Here is a 19,553-nt window from a genome sequence, read left to right as displayed (position 1 = left end):
GTGTAGAAGCCACTCGGAAAGCGGTTGAGGAAGGCAGTCCATCCTTCACGCGTGCCAAGCTGGAGCGCCAGCTCGTAGTCGCGCCGGATTTCGCTGTCGGGGCTCGCCTGCGGCCCAGTCGTGACTGGTTTCGCTGCGACCAGCGGCACGTCGTCGCCGCCGAGCGAGCCGTAGACATAGGGCTCCTGCTTGTTGCCGGTGTTCTTCAAGACATCGTCGCGGACGAAGCGGAACGCCTTGCSCAGRTCGAGCCCCGGCGTCGGCAGSCGCTCGACSAGAGCYGCCGCGAAYGGACTGTTCTTGGAGTCGCCATCCGAGGCCGTCGAGCCCGCYTTSGCGGCGAARGCAATCATGGTGTTCGGGCTGGTCGGCTCGATCTTGGCGAGGCCGCGCCCGATGGCGCGCGCCGCAATCGTCCGCTTCATGGTTTTGGCGAACGGATTGTCGCGGCAGGCATCGAGAATGATGAGGCGGAGCTTCTTCGCGGGATCGAGCGCGAACAGCGCGCGGTCCAGAGCAATCGTCTCGTCGAGAACGTCGCTATCCCTCTCCAGCGTGGCGTCCGTGGGGATCAGATAGTTGATGCCATCAAGTTCGATGCCGTGACCGGCGTAATAGATCACGGCGACCTCGGCATCCTTCGTCTTGTCGCCAAAGTCACGCAGTGCCCTTCGCATCTCCGCGACATTGAGGTCGAGCTTGATGTCGACAGCATCGAAACCGGCCTTCTTGAACATGCCCCCGACCAAGGTGGCATCGTTCGCCGGGTTGGTGAGCCGGGCCACGCTCTTGTAGGCCGAATTGCCGATGACCAGCGCCACGCGCCGCTCGGCCATCGCCGGTTCACATCCAAGCCACAAACCAAAAATGATTAAGAGAAACCGAAGCGCGCCCATTACAGCCCCAAATCAAACGTGAGCAGCGTATTCGCAACCTGCCCAAAGGCAAGGCTAGGGTATGTGAGGTCGGTCACAAAGACGCTGTCAGCCAACGCGCTCAGGATTGGCACTTTGTCTATGTCAGCCAAGCCGTCAAACCCGGAAGTCCGCGGGTCCATGGTAGATGGTCTGCTCTGCCACTGTGAGCGGACATGACCGGATCTGCGGTTCAGGTCCGCGAAGGGCCATGAGCGGTCGTCCAACTTGCGGATAACAGCGAGTCACATTCGCTCGCTCAGGCTTGCGCGCCATGTCGGAGAATGGCGGCGGAAAGACCGTGGTATACGGGCTGGTCACCAATAGGTCGTAAGTTCGACCAAGTGCACAGCCGGATGTTGCGTTCCAAGTACTCCAACAATCACAAGGATAGCCAGCCCGAACATTATCTCGATCACACTGTTTCGGATCAGTTGATCAAGGGCGGTAGGCGATTGCCGGTTACCAGTGGAAGCGAGCCGCGGCGCCAAGCGAAAGCGGTTGATAGCAGCGAAAGCGAGCATCAGCACAAACATGGCCAATTTCAGTGTCAGCATGCGCCCATATTCGGTCGCGAGGAGCCCGTGGAGCGAGCCGACCAGAATGGCGGTGTTGGCGATACCGCTGAGGAGGAGAATTGTTACGCTGACGATGCCCAGTATCGAAAATCGTCGGACGGCGTTGCAGACGAGCGACATGTCGTCACGTACCTTAGTGGTCGCCAAGAAAATGATTAGCGACGCCAGACCGCCGATCCATGCCGCCGCGGTCACCAAATGCAGCACATCTGCAGTTAGATGCAGATAGCCAGTTGCGCCCACAGTCGAGCCCGCGTGGCCGGTCCATGCGAGGCTGCTCACAAACCCAGCCGCCGTCGCAAGCCCTATCCATTGCACGATAACTGCGCGGTCATAAACGAGGCAGACTGAGAGGCAGACCGCGAGACCTGCGCGAATGGTCGTCACCTCGCCAAACTGCGTTTCGTCGACGACCGTCGACAGCACGTCTGCGGTCAGAGCCTCGATGAGCGGAATGCCGCTCATCGAGGCTGTCTGCAGCAACAGCCAAATCGCGCCGGAGATCACGGCGAGGACGAGACACGCCCAGATAAATCGCCTAATCCGAGAAATGGCCGCCGCGGTGTGGTGCTGCAGGACAGGCGTAGCAATGAAGATGCCGAAAAATACGCTTCCGACCGTCATCGCTGTGGCCGCGAAGTGAACGGCGCGCGTCGCAATCAACGGAGCTCCTGCGGCGGACCAGTTCATCGCGATCGTATCTCTAGGGACCGACCTGGAAGGTGAAGCTTCCGTCCGTGGTGTGCGTGTCGACCGACAGCACGTGCCAGTTGACGTGGTAGGTGCCGGCCCCCGCGCCCTTCAGTGGCACCGACATCTGGTTGCCGCTGACGCGCGCCTTACCGGCGTCGACCCGTTGCCCGGATGGGCCGGTGACGGTCACCGAACTGAACGCGGGTTCGAGCTTCTGGGTGAAGGTGAGGGTTACCTCGCGCGGCGGGCTCGCGACCTTGTTGCCGACCCGGGGCTCGGCATGGTCGAGCATCGCATGCGCCCAGGCTTGGCCCGAGACGAGCAGGAGAAACACCGGCATGGCGGGAAGAAGTGGGGAAATTCGCATGGATCAATTCCTTGCAAACGGGCTGGCGGGCTGGACCGGACCACCGAAAATGGGCTTGCCGATGCCGCGCGGGTCGATGTCGTCGAGATACAAATGCAATTGAGCGATAAACCCGACATTGGTTCCGCTCTGTCGGTTGATCGGGATCAGCGCCTCGGCCGCTATCTGGAATTTGTTGCCGACCCAGATCACTCCGGGATTGATCGTCCCCGTCGTTGTCGTGCCCGAGGTCAGCGTGTTGCCCACCGGCGTCTGCAAGGTCACTTCGACGAGCGGGACCAGGTGATTGATGAAATCTGGCAGGCCGAGATCGATGACCGAGGATTTCAGATAGGGCATGCTGTACTGGATCGTCCCGCCCCAGTTCAGCACGCGCGGATGGAATTCGGTGTCGGCGGTCGATGCGCCTGTGTCCGGATCGATCCCGAACGTCGTGGTGAAATTCCTGCCCGGGATCGCATAGCCGACCTGGCCGGTTATCGCCACGGGCCGCAGCCACGAGACGGTGTCCGGCAGATCGCCAAAGCCTTTGCCGAAATAGATCGTCGGCGTGTAGGTGTTGAAGGGATCGGCGCCGACGCTTTGCGAGCCCGTGCCGCCCCACTCCACGTTCAGGCCAACCGACATCACGAACTCATGCACGGGGTCCTTAAACACGCGGTACTTGAAGGTCGTCTCCAGGTTCTGGAACCCGTTCGCTCCGGGAACGGTCGGATCGATCGGACCCAGGAAGGTGTAGGTCGAGCCGAACGAGATCGCAAAGTCCTCGGTGATCCGCTTGGAGAATTCGCCAGACACGTCCCGCTGCCGGACGGGCGGAACGTCGCCGGTCTTGAAACTGTCGAAGGTCGGTAGCGACAGCTCGTCATTGACGCCCGGATCATCGATGCCGAGTGTTGCCGGGAAGAAGCGATTGCCGACGATCTCGTGGGCATAGGCCCCCGAGTCCGGTCCAAGCAACGATCCAAGCGCGATGACGAGCCCAGCCACGCCCGCGCGCGCGCGATTGATAGACATGAAAGGTCCCCACAAGAATGAAGCACAATTCCGATGGCCGGTCGGCCGGAAGGCTCACGTCAGATGCGGGGGCGCGCGTGCCTGCGCGTTGGAGCCGTCATGCGAGACTACAACCGAGGCGGTCGCGGCGTGCCACGCCACGGATGCAGCTAGGCGAAGCGGCATCGCGAAGACTGCCTGTGGCGCATCAAGGGACGCGCTGGCCGGGGCGAGACAGCAGATCGAACAACTGGCGGCATGCGATGCGGGCGCGCCGGAGCGGTCACTCAGCCCCGTGCCGGCGGGCCCAGCATCGTGGCAGATCGCGGCCGTCTGCAAGGGGTCCGCCAGTGCTGCATCTGCGGCCCAACAGGCGGCAATCGGCGCCAGCACCTGCATCGCCAGTGCGAGCACGAGGATAGGAAGAAATGGTTCTAGCCATCGACGCATCGGTCCACCCTGGGGCAAGGCTATCGCAGGAGGGGGCCACGGTCGAGGCCGGTGGCCATTCTGAGCGCAGGCCGGGGGCTCCTCCCGACGATTTGGAGGGCATGTTGCGCGCCGGCAACGGGGCGCATAGTCACGCTCCCCGGCGCCGTTCTCCGCGCACTTCGTTTGATCGTGCTGCCGAGGTTGGCTGCGGCCAGCCGATACTTCTGCTTCGGGTCAAAAGCAGCGGTGGATGCCAAGTTAGATCGGCGTCCGGTTTGCCCCTGACAGCCGACATGACACGCGCTTAATCGACCTTCGGCTAAGGGCCACACTCGGAAGTCAGGCCGTCCGGCTCCTACGTCTGCCTTATCCTCGCGAACGGACATCGCCAGACGCATTCTTTGGGTATCCTGCTCGCCACGTCATAGCGGCGCAGCGCAACCGTCTTCGCTCTCTCGCACGAAGCAGCGTAGCTTGTCCGGCGTAGCGGCTTGCGAAGTCGGACGCTCAGTTCATCGCTTGGCTCGGCCAATCGGCTCTAAGCCGCCTGTACTTCCAGGAAACGCTCGGCGTAGTGGCAGGCGACGAGGCGGCCGTCGAGCGGGCGCAAGAGAGGTCGCTGCGTGCGGCAGAGATCCGTCACATAGGGACAGCGGGTCGAGAACACGCAGCCTTTCGGCGGATCGAGCGGCGAAGGCAATTCGCCCTTCGGAACGATGCGCTGGCGTTTGCGACCGAGGCCCGGCGTCGCGTCAAGCAAGGCCTGTGTATAGGGATGCAACGACCGCGCAAAGATGCGCTCTTTCGGCCCATGCTCCACTACGATCCCCAGATACATGATCATCACGTCTTCGGCAATGTGACGCACCACGGCGAGATCGTGCGAGATGAAGAGATAAGCCAGCCCCAGTTCGCGCTGCAGATCGACCAGGAGGTTGAGAACCTGCGCCTGCACCGACATGTCGAGCGCGGACACAGGCTCATCGGCAACGAGCAGCTTCGGCCGCAGCATCAAGGCGCGCGCGATTGCGATGCGCTGACGCTGGCCACCCGAGAACATGTGCGGATAGCGGCCATATTGCTCCGGTCGCAGCCCGACCTTCGCCATCATGTCGAGCGCCTGCGCCCGCCGGTCTTGCTTGGAAAGTCTGGTGTTGATGATCAGCGGCTCTTCGAGTATGTGGCCAACGCGCTTGCGGGGGTTGAGCGACCCATAGGGGTTTTGAAACACGATCTGCACGGTGCGGCGCAATGTCTTCACAGCGCTGGCCGGAGGATTGACCGCATCGACGCCGTCGAGCATCAGCGTGCCGGCGCTCGGCTTCTCGATGAGAGTCACAAGCCTTGCGAGCGTCGACTTGCCGCAACCGGATTCGCCGACGACCGCCAGCGTCTTGCCGGCTTCAAGCGCGAACGATACTCCGCCCACGGCCTGCAGATGCGCCGGTGGGCGAAACCAGCCCTGCTTGATCTCGTAACTGCGCTTCAGATCGGTGGCGGTGACAAGCGCCGTCATGACACGGACTCGCGCTTGAGGATCGACGCGCCGCCCCCATCGGCCGCGATGCGCTCATCCCGTGTCGGATCGCCGAGCGGATAATGACAACGGATCAGGCCGTCCATCCAGGGGCGCAGATCGGGACGCACCTTGTCGGCCAGCGGCGTTGCATGGATGCAACGCGGACTAAACAGGCACCCCGGCGGTCGATCATGGAGCCCCGGCACCACGCCAGGAATGGTGGCGAGCCGTCCGCCATCACTCGCCTCCGGGCGTGCGGCCAGCAACGCGGCTGTATAGGGATGCTGTGGCGACGCAAACAGGCTCTGCGTCGGGCGCTGTTCCATGATCTGTCCCGCATACATGACGGCGACTCGCTCAGTCGTGTCCGAAACTACACCCATGTTATGCGTGATGAGGATCAGCGCCATGCCACGATCGCGTTGCAGAGACAGCAGAAGATCGAGGATCTGCGCCTGGATGGTGACATCGAGCGCCGTCGTCGGCTCATCCGCGATCAGGAGCTTCGGATTGCAGGCGATCGCCATCGCAATCATGACGCGTTGATTCATGCCGCCCGAGAGCTGGTGCGGGTAGGCCGACAGCCGGCTCTCCGGGGCCGGAATGCCGACTTGCTCCAAGAGCTCGATGACGCGGCGTCGCGCGGCCTTGCGATCCATCCCTTCATGGACGTGCAACGTCTCGGCCAACTGATAGCCGATCGTGAAAGAGGGATTGAGCGATGTCGTCGGCTCCTGGAAGATCATCGCGACGTCCTTGCCGGTGAGCGCGCACCGCTCGCGCTCGGACAAAGTCTGCAGATTCCGCCCCTCGAACAGCAGCTTGTCGGCTCGGACACGCCCCGGATAGGGCACGAGTCCCATCAGGGCCAACATGCCGACGCTCTTGCCGGAGCCGGATTCGCCGACGATTCCCAGCACCTCGCCTTTTTCGAGCGTGATGTTGACGCCATCCACGGCGCGCACCATCCCGTTCTGGGATGGAAACTCAACCGATAGATTTTCAATCTCGAGCAGCGGCATCAGATCGCCTTCAGGAAGCTATCGCTTGAGCTTGGGATCGAGGGCGTCGCGCAGTCCGTCGCCCAGAAGGTTGAAGGCCAGCACGGTCACGAGGATCGCCAGGCCCGGAAGCGTGACGACCCACCAGGCCCGGAGTACGAATTCGCGCGCGTCCGCCAGCATGGTTCCCCATTCTGGCAGGGGCGGTTGCGCACCGAGACCCAGAAAGCCGAGCGCGGCCGCGTCCAGGATTGCGGTCGAAATGCCGAGCGTCGCCTGCACGATCAGGGGCGCTGCACAGTTCGGCAATACCTCCCTGAACATCAGCCGAAGCCGGCCGGCTCCTGCGACTTTGGCCGCGGTGACGTAGTCCTTCGACACTTCGCTGATCACGGCGGCGCGCGCGATCCGCACGTAGTGCGGCAGGAGCACGATCGCGACCGCCAGCATCGCATTCATCAGGCCCGGCCCGAGGATCGCAACGATCACGATGGCGAGCAAAAGGCTTGGCAGCGTCAATGTGATGTCCATCAGCCGCATGATCGTGATCTCGATCACGCCGCGGAAAAAACCCGCGACCAGACCGAGAATCGTCCCGGCGACCACCGACAACGTCACCACCGCGATGCCAATCAGAAGCGAAAGCCGTGCTCCGTGGATGAGACGGGATAGAATATCGCGGCCGATCGCGTCGGTACCGAGCGGATAGACGGTCGATCCGCCCTGCTGCCAGAAGGGAGGCTTGAGAAAGGCGGTATTGTTGATGAGGATCGGGGAATGTGGCGCAACGAAATCGGCAAAGAGCGCGAGCAGAACCAGAACCACGATCACGACGAGGCCTGCCACGGCGCCGAAATTTGCTTTGAAATCTGACCAGAATTGCAACAGCGGATGCGGGGGCGCGTTTGCTTGCGCCACGACGACGGGAGTTTCGAGGACTTCGGCGGTCATCTTGTGTACCGGATGCGGGGATTGATCAGCCCATAGGCGACGTCAACCAGCAGATTGACGATCATGACGATCGCGCCGATCAAGAGCGTGCCGCCCTGCAGCACCGGATAGTCGCGGCGATTGATGCCCTCGATCAGCCATTTGCCCACGCCCGGCCAGGAGAAGATGGTCTCCGTGAGGATCGCGCCGGTAAACAGGACGCCGACCTGCAGCCCAATCACCGTCACCACCGGGATCAGCGCATTGCGCAACGCATGGATCGCGATCACCCGGGAACGCGGCAACCCTTTGGCGCGTGCGGTGCGGATGTAATCTTCGCCCAGGACCTCCAGCATGGCGGACCGCGTCATACGGGCGATTACGGCGAGCGGCACCGTGCCGAGCACAATCATCGGCAGCACAAGGTGAGACAGGGCCGAGCGGAACGCGCCGAAATCACCAGCCAGCAGCGCATCGATCAGCAGGAAGCCGGTCACCGGTTCGATGTAGTATTGCACGGCGATCCGGCCCGACACCGGCGTCCATCCGAGCTGCACGGAAAAAAGCAGGATCAGCAGCAATCCCCACCAGAAGATCGGCATCGAATATCCGGTGAGCGAGATGCCCATCACGCCGTGATCGAAGATGGAGTTGCGCCGGACCGCCGCGATAATCCCGGCTGGTAACCCGAGGCCTAACGCAAACAGGATCGCGCAGACCGATAGTTCGATCGTCGCCGGGAACAACGTCCCAAATTCGGAAATCACCGGCTCGTGGGTGACGATCGAGCGGCCGAGGTCGCCATGCACCAGCCGCGACAGATAGAGGCCGTATTGCACCAGCACCGGCTGATCGAAGCCGTAGTCCTTGCGCAGTTGCGCGTGCCGGGCCGGATCGATACCGCGTTCGCCCGCCATCGTCTCAATGGGATCGCCGGGGATCAGGCGGATCAGCACGAACACAAGCAACGTGATCCCGATGAAGGTCGGAACCACGAGACTCAGCCGGGTAAAGACGAACCGGAGCATGCCGTTTCCTGCCACCCTCCCGCAAGGGAAAGGGTAAAGAAAAATGGGCGGAGTAACAAAAAGCCACTCCGCCCTTGTCTTCTACTATTCCTTGACGTCGACGCCATAGAAATTGTGGCGTCCGAACGGTGACAGCTTGAAGTCAATCACTCTCTTGGTGACGGGCTTCAACTGCACCGCGTGCGCGATGGTGAACCAAGGCGCCTGCTCCTTGAAAATCACCTGCGCCTGCTCGTACAGCTTGGTCCGCTCGGCCTGATCACTGACCGTCTTGGCCTTCACGACCAGGTCGTCGAACGGCTTGTAGCAGAACTTGGCGATATTCGAGCCCGATGCCGTTTGCGCCGAGGCGCAGCCCAGCAATGTGTGCAGGAAGTTGTCAGGGTCGCCGTTGTCGCCGGTCCAGCCGAACATGCCCATCTGATGCTCGCCGGTCTGCAACCGCTTGCGGTATTCGCCCCATTCAAACGACTTGATCTCGGCCTTGACGCCGATCTTGGCGAGGTCGGCCTGCATCAACTCGGCAATACGCTTGGCGTTCGGATTGTAGGGGCGCTGCACCGGCATGGCCCATAGATCGGTTTCGAAACCGTTCGGGTAGCCGGCGTCGGCCAGAAGCTTCTTGGCTTGCTCCGGATCAAAGGGATCGTCCTTGATGCTGTCGTTGTACGACCACATGGTGGGCGGGATCGGGTTCTTGGCCGCGATGCCGGTCGACAGATAGACGGCATCGATGATCGCCTTCCTGTCGATCGCCATGCTGATGGCCTTGCGCACGCGCACGTCATCGAAGGGCTTCTTCTGTGTCTGGAACGCGAGATAACCGATGTTGAGGCCGGGCTGCTCCAGCATCGTGACGTTCGGATCCTTCTTGATCGCGTCGATGTCGGCCGGGTTCGGATAGGGCATCACGTCGCATTCGCCCTTCTGGAGTTTGGCCCACCGAACGGATGCATCCGGCGTGATCGCATAGACGAGGTCGTCGATCTTGGCCTTGCCGCCCCAGAATTCAGGGAATGCCTTGTAACGAATCACGGCGTCCTTCTGGTACTGCACCAGATAGAATGGGCCGGTGCCGATCGGATCCTGGTCGATCTTCTCAGGCGTGCCGGCCTTCAGCATGGCATCCGCATACTCCTTCGACTGGATGGCTGCGTAGGGCATCGCGAGATCGGCGAGGAAAGGCGCTTCCGGCTGGTTGAGCGTTATCTTGATGGTGTAGTCGTCGAGCTTCTCGACCGACTTCAACAATTTCGGCATGCCCATGTCGCCGAAATAGGAATGGTTCGGACTCGTTACCTTGAAATACGGATTGTCGTCTTTCCATTGCCGCTCGATTGAGAATAGGACGTCGTCAGCATTGAACTCCCGCGTCGGCTTGAACGACTTCGACGTCGCATGCCACTTCACGCCCTTGCGCAGGTTGAAAGTATAGGTGACGCCGTCAGGCGAGATCGTCCATTTTTCCGCGAGGCCCGGCACCACTTTCGTGCCGCCGCGCTCGAATTCGACAATGCGGTTGTAGATCGGCTCATTGCCGTCGAACGATGTGCCGGTGGTGTTGACGCCGGGATAGAAGTTCTCCGGGCTGCCTTCCGAGCAGTAAATCAAGGTTTTGGCAGACGCGGTCGAGGCCGCCGCGAGCGCCGTAGCGCAGACGCCGGCGAGCAGGATTGATCTGTTCACTGTCGGAACTCCTGGTGAATTCTCTCGGCGCGGTTGACGCAGGCTGCGCCAAAGACGCCAGAAACGAGATTGCGATTGCGTATTGCAGCTGTCAATGCGTCCTGGGGTGACGGGATGACGTTTCGAAGAAAAGTCATCCCGCTCTGAAATCGTGCGCAGGTCGGGCAGCGGCGATTTTCTGCTTTAGTCCTGAAGGCGGACAAGAACCCGACCCGGTACGAAGTCGGTTGTGGGTCAAACTGAGAAGTCTGGGCGGGCGACCGGGAAGTTGGCTTTGCCCCCATGAACGGACATTCCTGCGAACGGCAGCTTTGCGCCAGAAGCTGTCCTTGGCGCGCTCGAAATCCAACTTTCGCTCTGCGAATCCCCTCCGCGGTGATGTGTTCAGTCCCGTCCAAGATCGTGGATTTCCGGTCGCATGCCCTCAGGCGTGACTTCGAGCGTCGCAAGCGTGATCGGCAGCTTGAAGCGTCGCCGTCCCGCGCTGCCCGGATTCAGGTAGAGAACGCCGCCGACCGTGTCGATCTTCGGCACGTGGGAATGCCCGGAGACGATGACGTCGATGCCGGCGCCGGGATCGGCCTGAAGGGTCTTCAGGTCGTGCAGAACGTAGATCGACTTTCCCGCCAAGCGCACAAGGTTCGTGTCGGGGTATTCGCGAGCCCACTCGCCATTGTCCACGTTTCCACGGATGGCGGTGACAGGAGCGATCCGGCGAAGCGCGTCGATGATCTCGGGACGCCCGATGTCGCCGGCATGAATGATGTGTTCGACGCCCGTCAGGGCTCGTTCCGCCTCCGGCCTCAACAGGCCGTGCGTGTCCGAAATAATTCCAATCCTGAACATCACTTTCCGTCGCTCTAAGCTGCGATCGCCAAAAGACGATCGAGAAGTTCGACCTGAGCGGACAGCATCTTAGTCCGCGCGAACTCGATATCGAACCAATCCGCGCGGTCTACTTCAGGAAAACTCTGCCGTCGACCGCTTCGGGGGCCATTCGATATCGAAGGTATTGCTGGTCAGCGCCGCCGGGTCAAAATGGCCCTCGCGCAATCAAACCGAAGCGACGTTTGGCACGATGTTGCATTGACGATGCCTCGGAACAGGCGATGTGCTGTCAGCGGCTGACGCTGGGCGATCCAGCCCCGTTTCCGATAGCGCTGAGCGGGCATAAACCAATGATTGCGAGAAAACCTCTGCAGATGATCCTCGTCGCTTCTTCCCGGTGCTTTGGCCGCCCCAGCTTAGGCTGGGCACACCTGCGCGTTTGTGGCAGAATCAGAGCTTAGGACAGTACCTCCTCACCCAGCATTGGGTCACTTGGAGGCTTCCGGTTGAACCCATCGTTTTTCGGTTCGACGCGCATGGACAACAGGTTCGAAGTGCTATGGGAGGACGATGCCCGCATCTTTTGCCGGGCTTTGTATCCTGATTCCGATGCCACCTGCAGAGCTGTATTGGCAGTACATCCCAAGGCGAAGCACGCTTCGTCCGGCATCCTCGATCGGCTCGCTCACGAGTTCGAACTGAAGGACCAGCTGGATGGCGCGTGGGCAATGCGGCCGCTCGGGCTGGAGTACGACGGTGGTCACCCTGTTCTGCTGCTTGAGTATCCGGGTGGCCAACCACTCGAGCAGTTGCTTGGTGAGCCCATGGACATCGAACGCTTTTTGCGACTAGCAATCGAGATCGCGAGAGCCTTGAACAAGGTGCATCAGCGCGGCCTCGTTCACAAGGACCTGAAACCGGCGCATATACTGGTAAACTGCGACGACGAACGGATCCGGTTCACCGGTTTCGGTATCGCTTCGCGCCTGGTCCGGGAGCGACGCATGCCAGGGCCGCCCGAGTTCATCGTGGGCACGCTGCCCTACATGGCGCCCGAACAGACCGGGTGGATGAACCGCTCGATCGATTTCCGTAGCGACCTCTACTCGCTTGGTGTGACGCTCTATCAAATGCTGACTGGCTCGTTGCCGTTCACCGCGGCACATTCGATGGAGTGGGTGCATTGCCATATCGCGAGAAAGCCGGTACCGCCCAGCGAGCGCGTGAGCACTGTACCGACTGCAATCTCGGCCGTAGTACTCAAGCTGCTCGCCAAGTCCGCCGAGGAACGTTATCAGGGCGCGACGGGCCTCGAGCATGATCTACGCCGCTGCCTGAATGAATGGGAAACCGGACGTCGGATCGAAGAGTTTGCACTCGGGCAATACGACACGCCCGACCGACTGCTGATCCCCGAAAAGCTCTATGGAAGAGACCGCGAGATTGAACTCTTGCTGGGCGCGTTCGACCGCATGCTCAAGAGCGGCGCGCCGGAATTGGTGCTGGTTTCCGGATATTCCGGCGTCGGCAAGTCCTCAGTGGTCAATGAGCTCCATCATCGGCTTGTTCCGTCGCACGGACTGTTCGCATCGGGCAAGTTCGATCAGTACAAACGCGATATTCCGTATTCAATTCTGGTCGAGGCCTTTCAGAGCCTCGTGAGGTCTCTTCTGAGCAAGAATGACGTCGAGCTCGCGAATTGGCGCCAAGCCCTTCAAGATGCGCTGGGCGCAAATGGGCGACTTGTTGTCGACCTGATTCCTGAATTGCGGCTGATCATGGGAGAGCTGCCACCCGTTCCTGATCTCCCGCCACCGCAGGCACAAAACCGCTTCCATCACGTACTCCGACGCTTCATAGGGGTATTCGCACGTTCCGAGCATCCGTTGGTACTTTTCCTCGACGATCTCCAATGGGTCGACGCCGCCACGTTGGACCTGGTTGAGGATCTGTTGACCCGGACCGATCTGCAATACCTGATGCTGATCGGGTCCTTTCGGGACAACGAGGTCACGGCCGCCCATCCGTTACGGCGTAGGCTTGAGGCCATAGAGAACGCTGGCACAAACGTGCAGCAGATCATCCTTGCGCCGCTTGCCGGCGAACACATTTCGCGACTGATTTCTGATGCTCTAGGCTGCGATTTGCTGCATGCGGCGCCGCTCGCGCGTCTGATCCACGATAAAACGGCCGGCAATCCATTCTTCGTTAATCAGTTCCTCCACGTACTTGCCGCGGAAGGCCTCGTCCGCTTTGATCATGACGCGGTGTGCTGGTGCTGGGATTTGGATCGCATTCACGCAAAGGGTCACACCGACAACGTCGTGGATTTGATGATCGCAAAGCTGGCACAGTTGCCGGCTGACACACAGGACACGCTGCGGGAGTTGGCCTGTCTCGGAAATTTCGTCGAAACCACGACACTCTCGATCGTCCTCGGGCGCTCCGAGCAGCAGGTTCATGCGGCGCTCTGGGAGGCGGTCCGCCAAGAATTGATCGAGCAACAGACCGGCGCCTACAGGTTTGTCCACGACCGCGTACAAGAAGCCTGCTATTCGCTGATCCCGGATCATCAACGCGCGGCGCTCCATCTACGAATCGGGCGGCAGTTGCTGGCGCAGACATTCGGGGAGAAGCGCGAGAAGGCGATCTTCGCAATCGTCAATCAGCTCAACCGCGGCGCGGCCTTGATCACCTCGCGAGATGAACGCGTGCAGCTTGCGGAGCTCAATCTGACAGCCAGCCTGCGCGCGAGGGCGTCGGCGGCCTACGCGGCATCGCTCAACTACGCCGCAACCGGTGCGGCATTGTTACCGCACGACTGTTGGGAGCGCTTCCAGCGGCTTGCTTTTTCGCTCGAGTTGCATCGCGCCGAATGCGAGTTCGTGACCGGCGCTGTCGTTGAGGCGGAACAGCGCTTACAGGAATTGACGACGCGAATCGCGAGTGCAACCGACCTTACTGTTGTCGCACGCCGGCTGGTGGATTTGTATACCGCGCTCAGCAAGCCGGACCGCGCGGTTGACGCCGGTCTCAGCTGTCTAGAACAACTCGGGATTCGATGGCTGGCCCACCCAAGCGATGATCACGTCCGACAGGAATACGAGCGCGTCCGATCTCGCCTCGGAGACCGAGCGATCGAGGAGGTCTTGGATCTGCCGCTGATGACCGACCCGCTCGCACTGGCCATGTTGGATCTTTTGACGGCCCTCATGCCGCCTGCATTCTTCACCGATACAAACCTTCGCTCGCTGGTGGTCATCAAGGCGGTCGATTTCAGCCTGGAGTGGGGGAACAACGATGCTTCGTGCGTTCCCTACGTCATGTTCGGCGCCATTGCCGGCGCGCGCTTCGACGACTATGAGGCGGGGCTTCGATTGAGCCGTATCGGCACTGAGCTGGTCGAGCGGCGCGGATTTTCGCTCGTTCAAGCGCGGACCTACCTGAACTATGGCAACCTTGTCCTTTCATGGACAAAGCCCCTCCAGCACGCGCGAGACGCGTTTCGACGCGCATTCGAGGCGGCGAGCAACAGTGGCGATATCACGTTCGCGGCCTTCAGCTGCGCCAGCCTGAATACCAATTTCCTTGCGGCGGGCGATCCGCTTGCAGAAGCACAACGCGAAGCCGAGCACGGATTGCGGTTGACCGAGAAGGCGAAATTTGCGCTGATCGGCGACATCATAAAGCCGCAGCTTGGGCTGATCAGGATGCTGCGTGGCCTGACGCGGCGGTTCGGCGCCCTTCACGACAATCAGTCCGACGAGCTTCGGTTCGAGCGGCATTTGGCTGCTGATCCGGCACTCGCATTGCCTGAGAGCTGGTACTGGATCCGCAAGCTGCAAGCATGCTTCTTTGCCGGCGACTATGTGTCGGCCGTTGCCGCCGCGGCCAGGGCTCGGAGCCTACCGTGGTCACCACCTCAGCTATTCGAAACGGCGGAATACGAGTTCTATGCAGCACTGTCCCACGCGGCCTGCTGGGATTTGGCACCCCCTGAAGAACAGCAAGAGCACCTTGAAGCGCTGACGGCCCACCAGCAGCAGCTCGAACTGTGGGCGCAGAATTGCCCTGAGAGCTTCGCGAATCGCGCTCTCCTTGCCGGCGCAGAAATCGCCCGCCTCCAAGGCAGAGAACTTGACGCGGAGCGTCTCTTTGAACAAGCCATCCGCTCCGCCCGCGGCAACGGCTTCGTCCACCACGAGGGGCTCGCTTACGAATTGGCCGCGCGCTTTTACGGCACACGCGGCTTCGAAGAGTTTGCTCGCATCTATCTGCAAAGAGCGCGCGATTGCTATGTTCGTTGGGGAGCGGACGGAAAAGTGCGACAACTTGAGGATATCCATCCGCACCTCAAGGAGGTGAGATCAGAGCCTGGCGCGATGAGCACCATCGGGACGCCGGTCGAGCATCTCGACCTCGCCACCGTGATCAAGGTGTCTGAAGCGGTATCAGGCGAGATGGTCTTGGAGAAGCTTGTCGAGACGCTGATGCACACGGCCGTTGAACAGGCAGGAGCTGAACGGGGTCTGTTGATCCTGTCGCACGAGAACAACGAGCCACGCATCGAGGCGGAAGCCACGACAACCGGCGAGAGAGTGACCGTCGAACTGCGTGATGCCGCGGTGACCGAGGCTCTGGTTCCGGAATCCGTTCTCTATTACGTAATGCGGACCAGAGAGTGCGCTGTTCTCGAAGATGCCGCCTGCCAACCTCCTTTTGCTACGGACCCCTACCTTGGTCAGCGCAAGCCTCGTTCCATTCTTTGCTTGCCCCTGATCAACCAGGGGAAACTTATCGGGGTGCTCTACCTCGAGAATACACTGACGCCTCACGTTTTCGCACCCGCAAGGGTTGCTGTTATAAAACTACTCGCCTCACAAGCGGCAATCGCGCTGGAAAATGCGACTCTGTATCGCGATGTCAGAGAACGCGAAGCGAAGATCCGCCGCCTTGTCGACGCCAACATCATTGGGATCATCATCTGGGAGCTTGAAGGGCCAATTCTGGAGGCCAATGATGCGTTTCTGCGCATCGTGGGGTACGACCGTGAGGATCTCGCCTCCGGCCGCCTGCTCTGGACTGACCTGACACCGCCGGAATGGCTCGACCGCCACGAACGATGGTGGATCCCGGAACTCAAGAAGATGGGGAGCGTACAGCCGTTCGAGAAAGAGTATTTCCGTAAGGACGGAAGCCGCGTGCCGGTCTTGATCGGAATGGCTGCGTTCGACGAGCAACGGGACCAGGGTGTCTCCTTTGTCGTCGACCTGACGGAGCGTAAACGGTCCGAGGAGGCTCTGCGGGAGAGCGAAGAGCGTTTTCGTACTCTCGTACAGTTCTCTTTCGACGTGTACTGGGAATCAGATGCGAACCATCGCTTCATCCGCCAGGAGTTCGCCGAAACCATTGCTGACGCTCCCGCGTCGGGCTCTGAACTTGGTAAAACGCGCTGGGAGGTGCCCTACTTGGAGCCCGACGAGGAGGCTTGGCGCAAGCATCGGGAGACGCTCGATGCCCACCTGCCGTTCCGTGATTTCGAGCTCGCGCGCCCGACGACCGACGGCCGCAAGCGCTACGTGTCCGTCTCCGGGATGCCGATTTTCGACGAGTCCGGGAAGTTCGTCGGTTATCGCGGCGTGGGACGGCACATCACCGAACAGAAGCGGGCCACGGAGGCCCTGCGCGAGATGCAGAGGGAGTTGGCGCATGCCAACCGCCTCGCCACAATGGGCGAACTCACGGCCTCGATCGCCCATGAAGTGAGCCAGCCGATTGCCGCGGCATCCATGAATGCTGGTGCCGCCGCGCGGTTCCTGGACAGAAACCCGCCCGATCTCGAGAGGGTCAGGCAATCACTGGGCTGGCTCATGAACGATACTGCTCTGGCCAGCGACATCATCCAGCGAATTCGCGATCTCATCAAAAAAGCACCGCCTCGGAAGGATAAATTGGATATCAACGAGGCGATCCGGGACGTGATTGAGCTTACCCGCGGCGAAGCGATGAAGAACGGCGTCTCGGTACAGACGGAACTTGCAGACAGCTTACCGCTTGTGGAAGGCGATCGTGTCCAATTGCAGCAAGTGGTCCTCAATCTGATTGTCAATGCCGTCCAGGCAGTGGGCACTGTGGCGGACGACGCCAGAAGGGTGCTTATCACCACCGGTGAGGTCGGCCCTGACCGTGTTCTTGTCGAGGTGCAGGACTCGGGACCGGGGTTGGCAGTGGAAAATCTCGAGCACGTCTTCACCCCCTTTTACACGACGAAGCCGGGCGGGCTCGGGGTGGGACTGTCCATCTGCCGTTCGATTGTTGAAGCTCATGCCGGGCGCTTGTGGGTGACCCCTAACCTGCCCCGCGGCGCGACTTTTCATTTCACCGTGCCGGTCTGTCCCGCAGACGCTTCATGATGATCTCGGGGGTTGGTGTACCACTCGTCGGTGGGCAGGGCGATGTTGTTGCAGGCGAGCGCTGAGAGGCGCTGAAGCCGACCGGGAACCCCGGCGCGCCAGTCTGGATTCCCGCGATGGTTGGAGTAAGGTTACGCTGCGCAGAACAATTACAAACGACATCCGGGAGGAAGCGATGCTCGACACCATGCTTAGCGCGCGCGTCCAGGTTTTCCTCGACAAGTTTGAAGCCGCGCTTGCGACGGGCGATCTCGACGCCGCCGTAGGAATGTTCGCTCCGGAATGCTACTGGCGCGACCTGGTTGCCTTCACCTGGAACATCAGGACCATGGAAGGCCGCGATCAGATCCGCGACATGCTCGCGCATTGCCTCGCGCATGTGAAGCCGCACAACTGGAAAACCGCCGAAGGTGAAACGCCAACCGAGGCCGGCGCCGTGACCGAATCTTGGATCACGTTCGAGACCGATGTCGCGCGCGGATATGGACTTATCCGCCTGCAGAATGGTCAGATCTGGACGCTCTTGACGACCATGGCCGAACTGAAGGCCCATGAGGAAAAGGCTGGCTTCAGCCGACCGCTCGGCGCCAGGCACGGCGTTAATCCCGGCGCCAAGACCTGGAAGGAACTGCGTGACGAGGAAGTCGAGCAACTTGGCTTCAAGACCCAGCCCTACGTGCTTGTCATCGGCGGCGGACAGGGAGGCATTGCGCTCGGGGCGCGGCTGCGCCAACTCGGTGTGCCGACGATCATCGTCGAAAAGAACGCACGCGCCGGCGATTCCTGGCGCAACCGCTACAAGTCGCTCTGCCTGCACGATCCCGTCTGGTACGATCACTTGCCCTACATCGATTTCCCCAAGAACTGGCCTGTGTTCTCGCCCAAGGACAAGATCGGCGATTGGCTGGAAATGTACACCAAGGTCATGGAGCTGAACTATTGGACGAACACCGTGGCCAAACGCGCCAGTTGGGACGACACCAAGAAGGAATGGACCGTCATCGTCGAACGCGATGGCAAGGAGATTGCTCTGCGGCCCAAGCAGCTTGTGTTCGCGACCGGCATGTCGGCCAAGCCGAACATGCCGAAAATCAAAGGCATGGAAGCATTTAAGGGCGAGCAACACCACTCCTCACGCCATCCCGGCTCCGGCGGCTACAAAGGCAAGAAGGTGGTGGTGATCGGCTCGAACAATTCGGCCCATGACATCTGCGCTGCGCTGTACGAGGCGGGCATCGACGTAACGATGGTGCAGCGCTCGACGACCCACATTGTGCGCTCGGATTCGCTGATGGCGACCCTCGGTGATCTTTATTCCGAACGTGCCGTCCGCAGCGGAATGACCACGGCAAAGGCCGATCTGATCTTCGCTTCACTGCCCTACCAGATTTTGAATCAGTTTCAAAAGCCGGTTTACGACAAGATCCGCCAGGACGACGCCGCTTTCTATGCCGGGCTAGAGAAGGCCGGCTTCATGCTCGACTTCGGTGACGACGATTCCGGGCTATTCATGAAATATCTGCGCCGCGGCTCGGGCTATTACATCGACGTCGGCGCCTCACAGCTTATCATTGACGGAAAAATCAAACTGTTCGCTGGACAGGTCGAGGAAATCACGCCCAACGGCGTCAGGCTCGACAACGGCAAGGAATTGCCAGCGGACGTGATCGTCTATGCCACCGGCTACAGCTCGATGAACGGCTTTGTCGCCGATCTCGTGAGTGCGGAAATGGCCGACAAAGTCGGCAAGGTCTGGGGCCTCGGCTCGAATACGAAAAAGGACCCCGGCCCATGGGAAGGTGAGCAGCGCAACATGTGGAAGCCGACGCAGCAGGAAGGCCTATGGTTCCACGGCGGAAATCTGCATCAGTCGCGACATTACTCGCAATTCCTTTCCCTGCAGTTGAAGGCGCGCTACGAGAGCATCCCGACGCCGGTCTACGGCCTGCAGACTGTCCATCACAAGGCCTGAAATTGCCGAGTGCACAGCGGGGCTCGCGGATTGCGAGTCCTATGCTATTTCCGGGTCTCGGCACTCGCCAGCGCAATGGCCGCCTTGTCTCGCTGAGACGACACAGCTGACTTAATCCGCCATGTCGGAAACGGGCCATCAGCAGTCGTGGCGAACGTGGCCGGCAACACGCTCGAGACCAGAATACCGACGCTGG

General features: G+C 60.8%; 13 protein-coding genes. 2 read left to right on the top strand and 11 right to left on the bottom strand.

What is annotated here, in order from left to right; genetic code table 11:
* From AC1D00_RS02590 to AC1D00_RS02540, 11 genes are all read right to left on the bottom strand, one after another.
* On the bottom strand, nucleotides 1-896 hold an 896-nt coding region (locus AC1D00_RS02590; RefSeq protein ID WP_477009550.1), incomplete at its 3' end, for a caspase family protein.
* Between the two features lie 335 nt (nucleotides 897-1,231).
* Entirely contained in the window at nucleotides 1,232-2,155 is a 924-nt protein-coding gene (gene copD, locus AC1D00_RS02585) for a copper homeostasis membrane protein CopD (RefSeq protein WP_477009549.1), read from the bottom strand.
* Between the two features lie 40 nt (nucleotides 2,156-2,195).
* Nucleotides 2,196-2,552: a copper resistance CopC family protein gene (locus tag AC1D00_RS02580; protein ID WP_404558258.1), complete on the bottom strand. Its 357-nt coding sequence runs from the start codon at nucleotides 2,550-2,552 to the stop codon at nucleotides 2,196-2,198.
* 3 nt (nucleotides 2,553-2,555) lie between these two features.
* Nucleotides 2,556-3,569, bottom strand: a complete 1,014-nt coding sequence (locus tag AC1D00_RS02575) for a hypothetical protein (RefSeq protein ID WP_477009548.1) — start codon at nucleotides 3,567-3,569, stop codon at nucleotides 2,556-2,558.
* Between the two features lie 54 nt (nucleotides 3,570-3,623).
* Nucleotides 3,624-3,998: a DUF2946 family protein gene (locus AC1D00_RS02570; RefSeq protein ID WP_477009547.1), complete on the bottom strand. Its 375-nt coding sequence runs from the start codon at nucleotides 3,996-3,998 to the stop codon at nucleotides 3,624-3,626.
* 520 nt (nucleotides 3,999-4,518) lie between these two features.
* Nucleotides 4,519-5,496: a peptide ABC transporter ATP-binding protein gene (locus AC1D00_RS02565; RefSeq protein WP_404558261.1), complete on the bottom strand. Its 978-nt coding sequence runs from the start codon at nucleotides 5,494-5,496 to the stop codon at nucleotides 4,519-4,521.
* The gene (locus AC1D00_RS02560; protein WP_477009546.1) at nucleotides 5,493-6,521 is read right to left on the bottom strand and encodes an ABC transporter ATP-binding protein; all 1,029 of its coding nucleotides are present in this window, start codon (nucleotides 6,519-6,521) and stop codon (nucleotides 5,493-5,495) included. The genes AC1D00_RS02565 and AC1D00_RS02560 overlap by 4 nt, the downstream gene beginning before the upstream one ends.
* Before the next feature lie 18 nt (nucleotides 6,522-6,539).
* On the bottom strand, nucleotides 6,540-7,451 hold the full coding sequence (locus tag AC1D00_RS02555) for an ABC transporter permease subunit (protein WP_477009545.1): 912 nt from the start codon (nucleotides 7,449-7,451) through the stop codon (nucleotides 6,540-6,542).
* Nucleotides 7,448-8,458 (bottom strand): ABC transporter permease subunit, encoded by a 1,011-nt coding sequence (locus AC1D00_RS02550; RefSeq protein WP_135177470.1) that lies wholly within the window; start codon nucleotides 8,456-8,458, stop codon nucleotides 7,448-7,450. Before AC1D00_RS02550 ends, AC1D00_RS02555 begins: the two co-directional genes overlap by 4 nt.
* Nucleotides 8,459-8,542: 84 nt before the next feature.
* Entirely contained in the window at nucleotides 8,543-10,144 is a 1,602-nt protein-coding gene (locus AC1D00_RS02545; protein WP_477009544.1) for an ABC transporter substrate-binding protein, read from the bottom strand.
* A gap of 384 nt (nucleotides 10,145-10,528) precedes the next feature.
* Complete coding sequence (locus tag AC1D00_RS02540; RefSeq protein ID WP_404558264.1) at nucleotides 10,529-10,993, bottom strand: metallophosphoesterase family protein; 465 nt, start codon at nucleotides 10,991-10,993, stop codon at nucleotides 10,529-10,531.
* Between the two features lie 515 nt (nucleotides 10,994-11,508).
* Between AC1D00_RS02540 and AC1D00_RS02535 the strand changes: the two genes are divergently transcribed.
* A complete protein-coding gene (locus AC1D00_RS02535) occupies nucleotides 11,509-17,385 on the top strand; it encodes an ATP-binding sensor histidine kinase (RefSeq protein WP_477009551.1) in 5,877 nt (1,958 codons plus the stop codon).
* Nucleotides 17,386-17,560: 175 nt separating this feature from the next.
* Entirely contained in the window at nucleotides 17,561-19,357 is a 1,797-nt protein-coding gene (locus tag AC1D00_RS02530) for an NAD(P)/FAD-dependent oxidoreductase (protein ID WP_135177350.1), read from the top strand.
* The last annotated feature ends 196 nt before the right edge of the window (nucleotides 19,358-19,553 follow it).

Source organism: Bradyrhizobium sp. P2_E8, from assembly GCF_056403875.1.
The sequence above is the reverse complement of the archived record's forward strand: the minus strand, read 5'-3'. Positions and strand labels throughout refer to the sequence as shown.

Excerpts from the sequence above, each read along its gene's own strand:
- AC1D00_RS02580 (WP_404558258.1), bottom strand. The coding sequence starts at position 2,552 with ATGCGAATTTCCCCACTTCTTCCCGCCATGCCGGTGTTTCTCCTGCTC.
- AC1D00_RS02575 (WP_477009548.1), bottom strand. The coding sequence starts at position 3,569 with ATGTCTATCAATCGCGCGCGCGCGGGCGTGGCTGGGCTCGTCATCGCG.
- AC1D00_RS02570 (WP_477009547.1), bottom strand. The coding sequence starts at position 3,998 with ATGCGTCGATGGCTAGAACCATTTCTTCCTATCCTCGTGCTCGCACTG.
- AC1D00_RS02565 (WP_404558261.1), bottom strand. The coding sequence starts at position 5,496 with ATGACGGCGCTTGTCACCGCCACCGATCTGAAGCGCAGTTACGAGATC.
- AC1D00_RS02560 (WP_477009546.1), bottom strand. The coding sequence starts at position 6,521 with ATGCCGCTGCTCGAGATTGAAAATCTATCGGTTGAGTTTCCATCCCAG.
- AC1D00_RS02555 (WP_477009545.1), bottom strand. The coding sequence starts at position 7,451 with ATGACCGCCGAAGTCCTCGAAACTCCCGTCGTCGTGGCGCAAGCAAAC.
- AC1D00_RS02550 (WP_135177470.1), bottom strand. The coding sequence starts at position 8,458 with ATGCTCCGGTTCGTCTTTACCCGGCTGAGTCTCGTGGTTCCGACCTTC.
- AC1D00_RS02535 (WP_477009551.1), top strand. The coding sequence starts at position 11,509 with ATGGACAACAGGTTCGAAGTGCTATGGGAGGACGATGCCCGCATCTTT.
- AC1D00_RS02530 (WP_135177350.1), top strand. The coding sequence starts at position 17,561 with ATGCTCGACACCATGCTTAGCGCGCGCGTCCAGGTTTTCCTCGACAAG.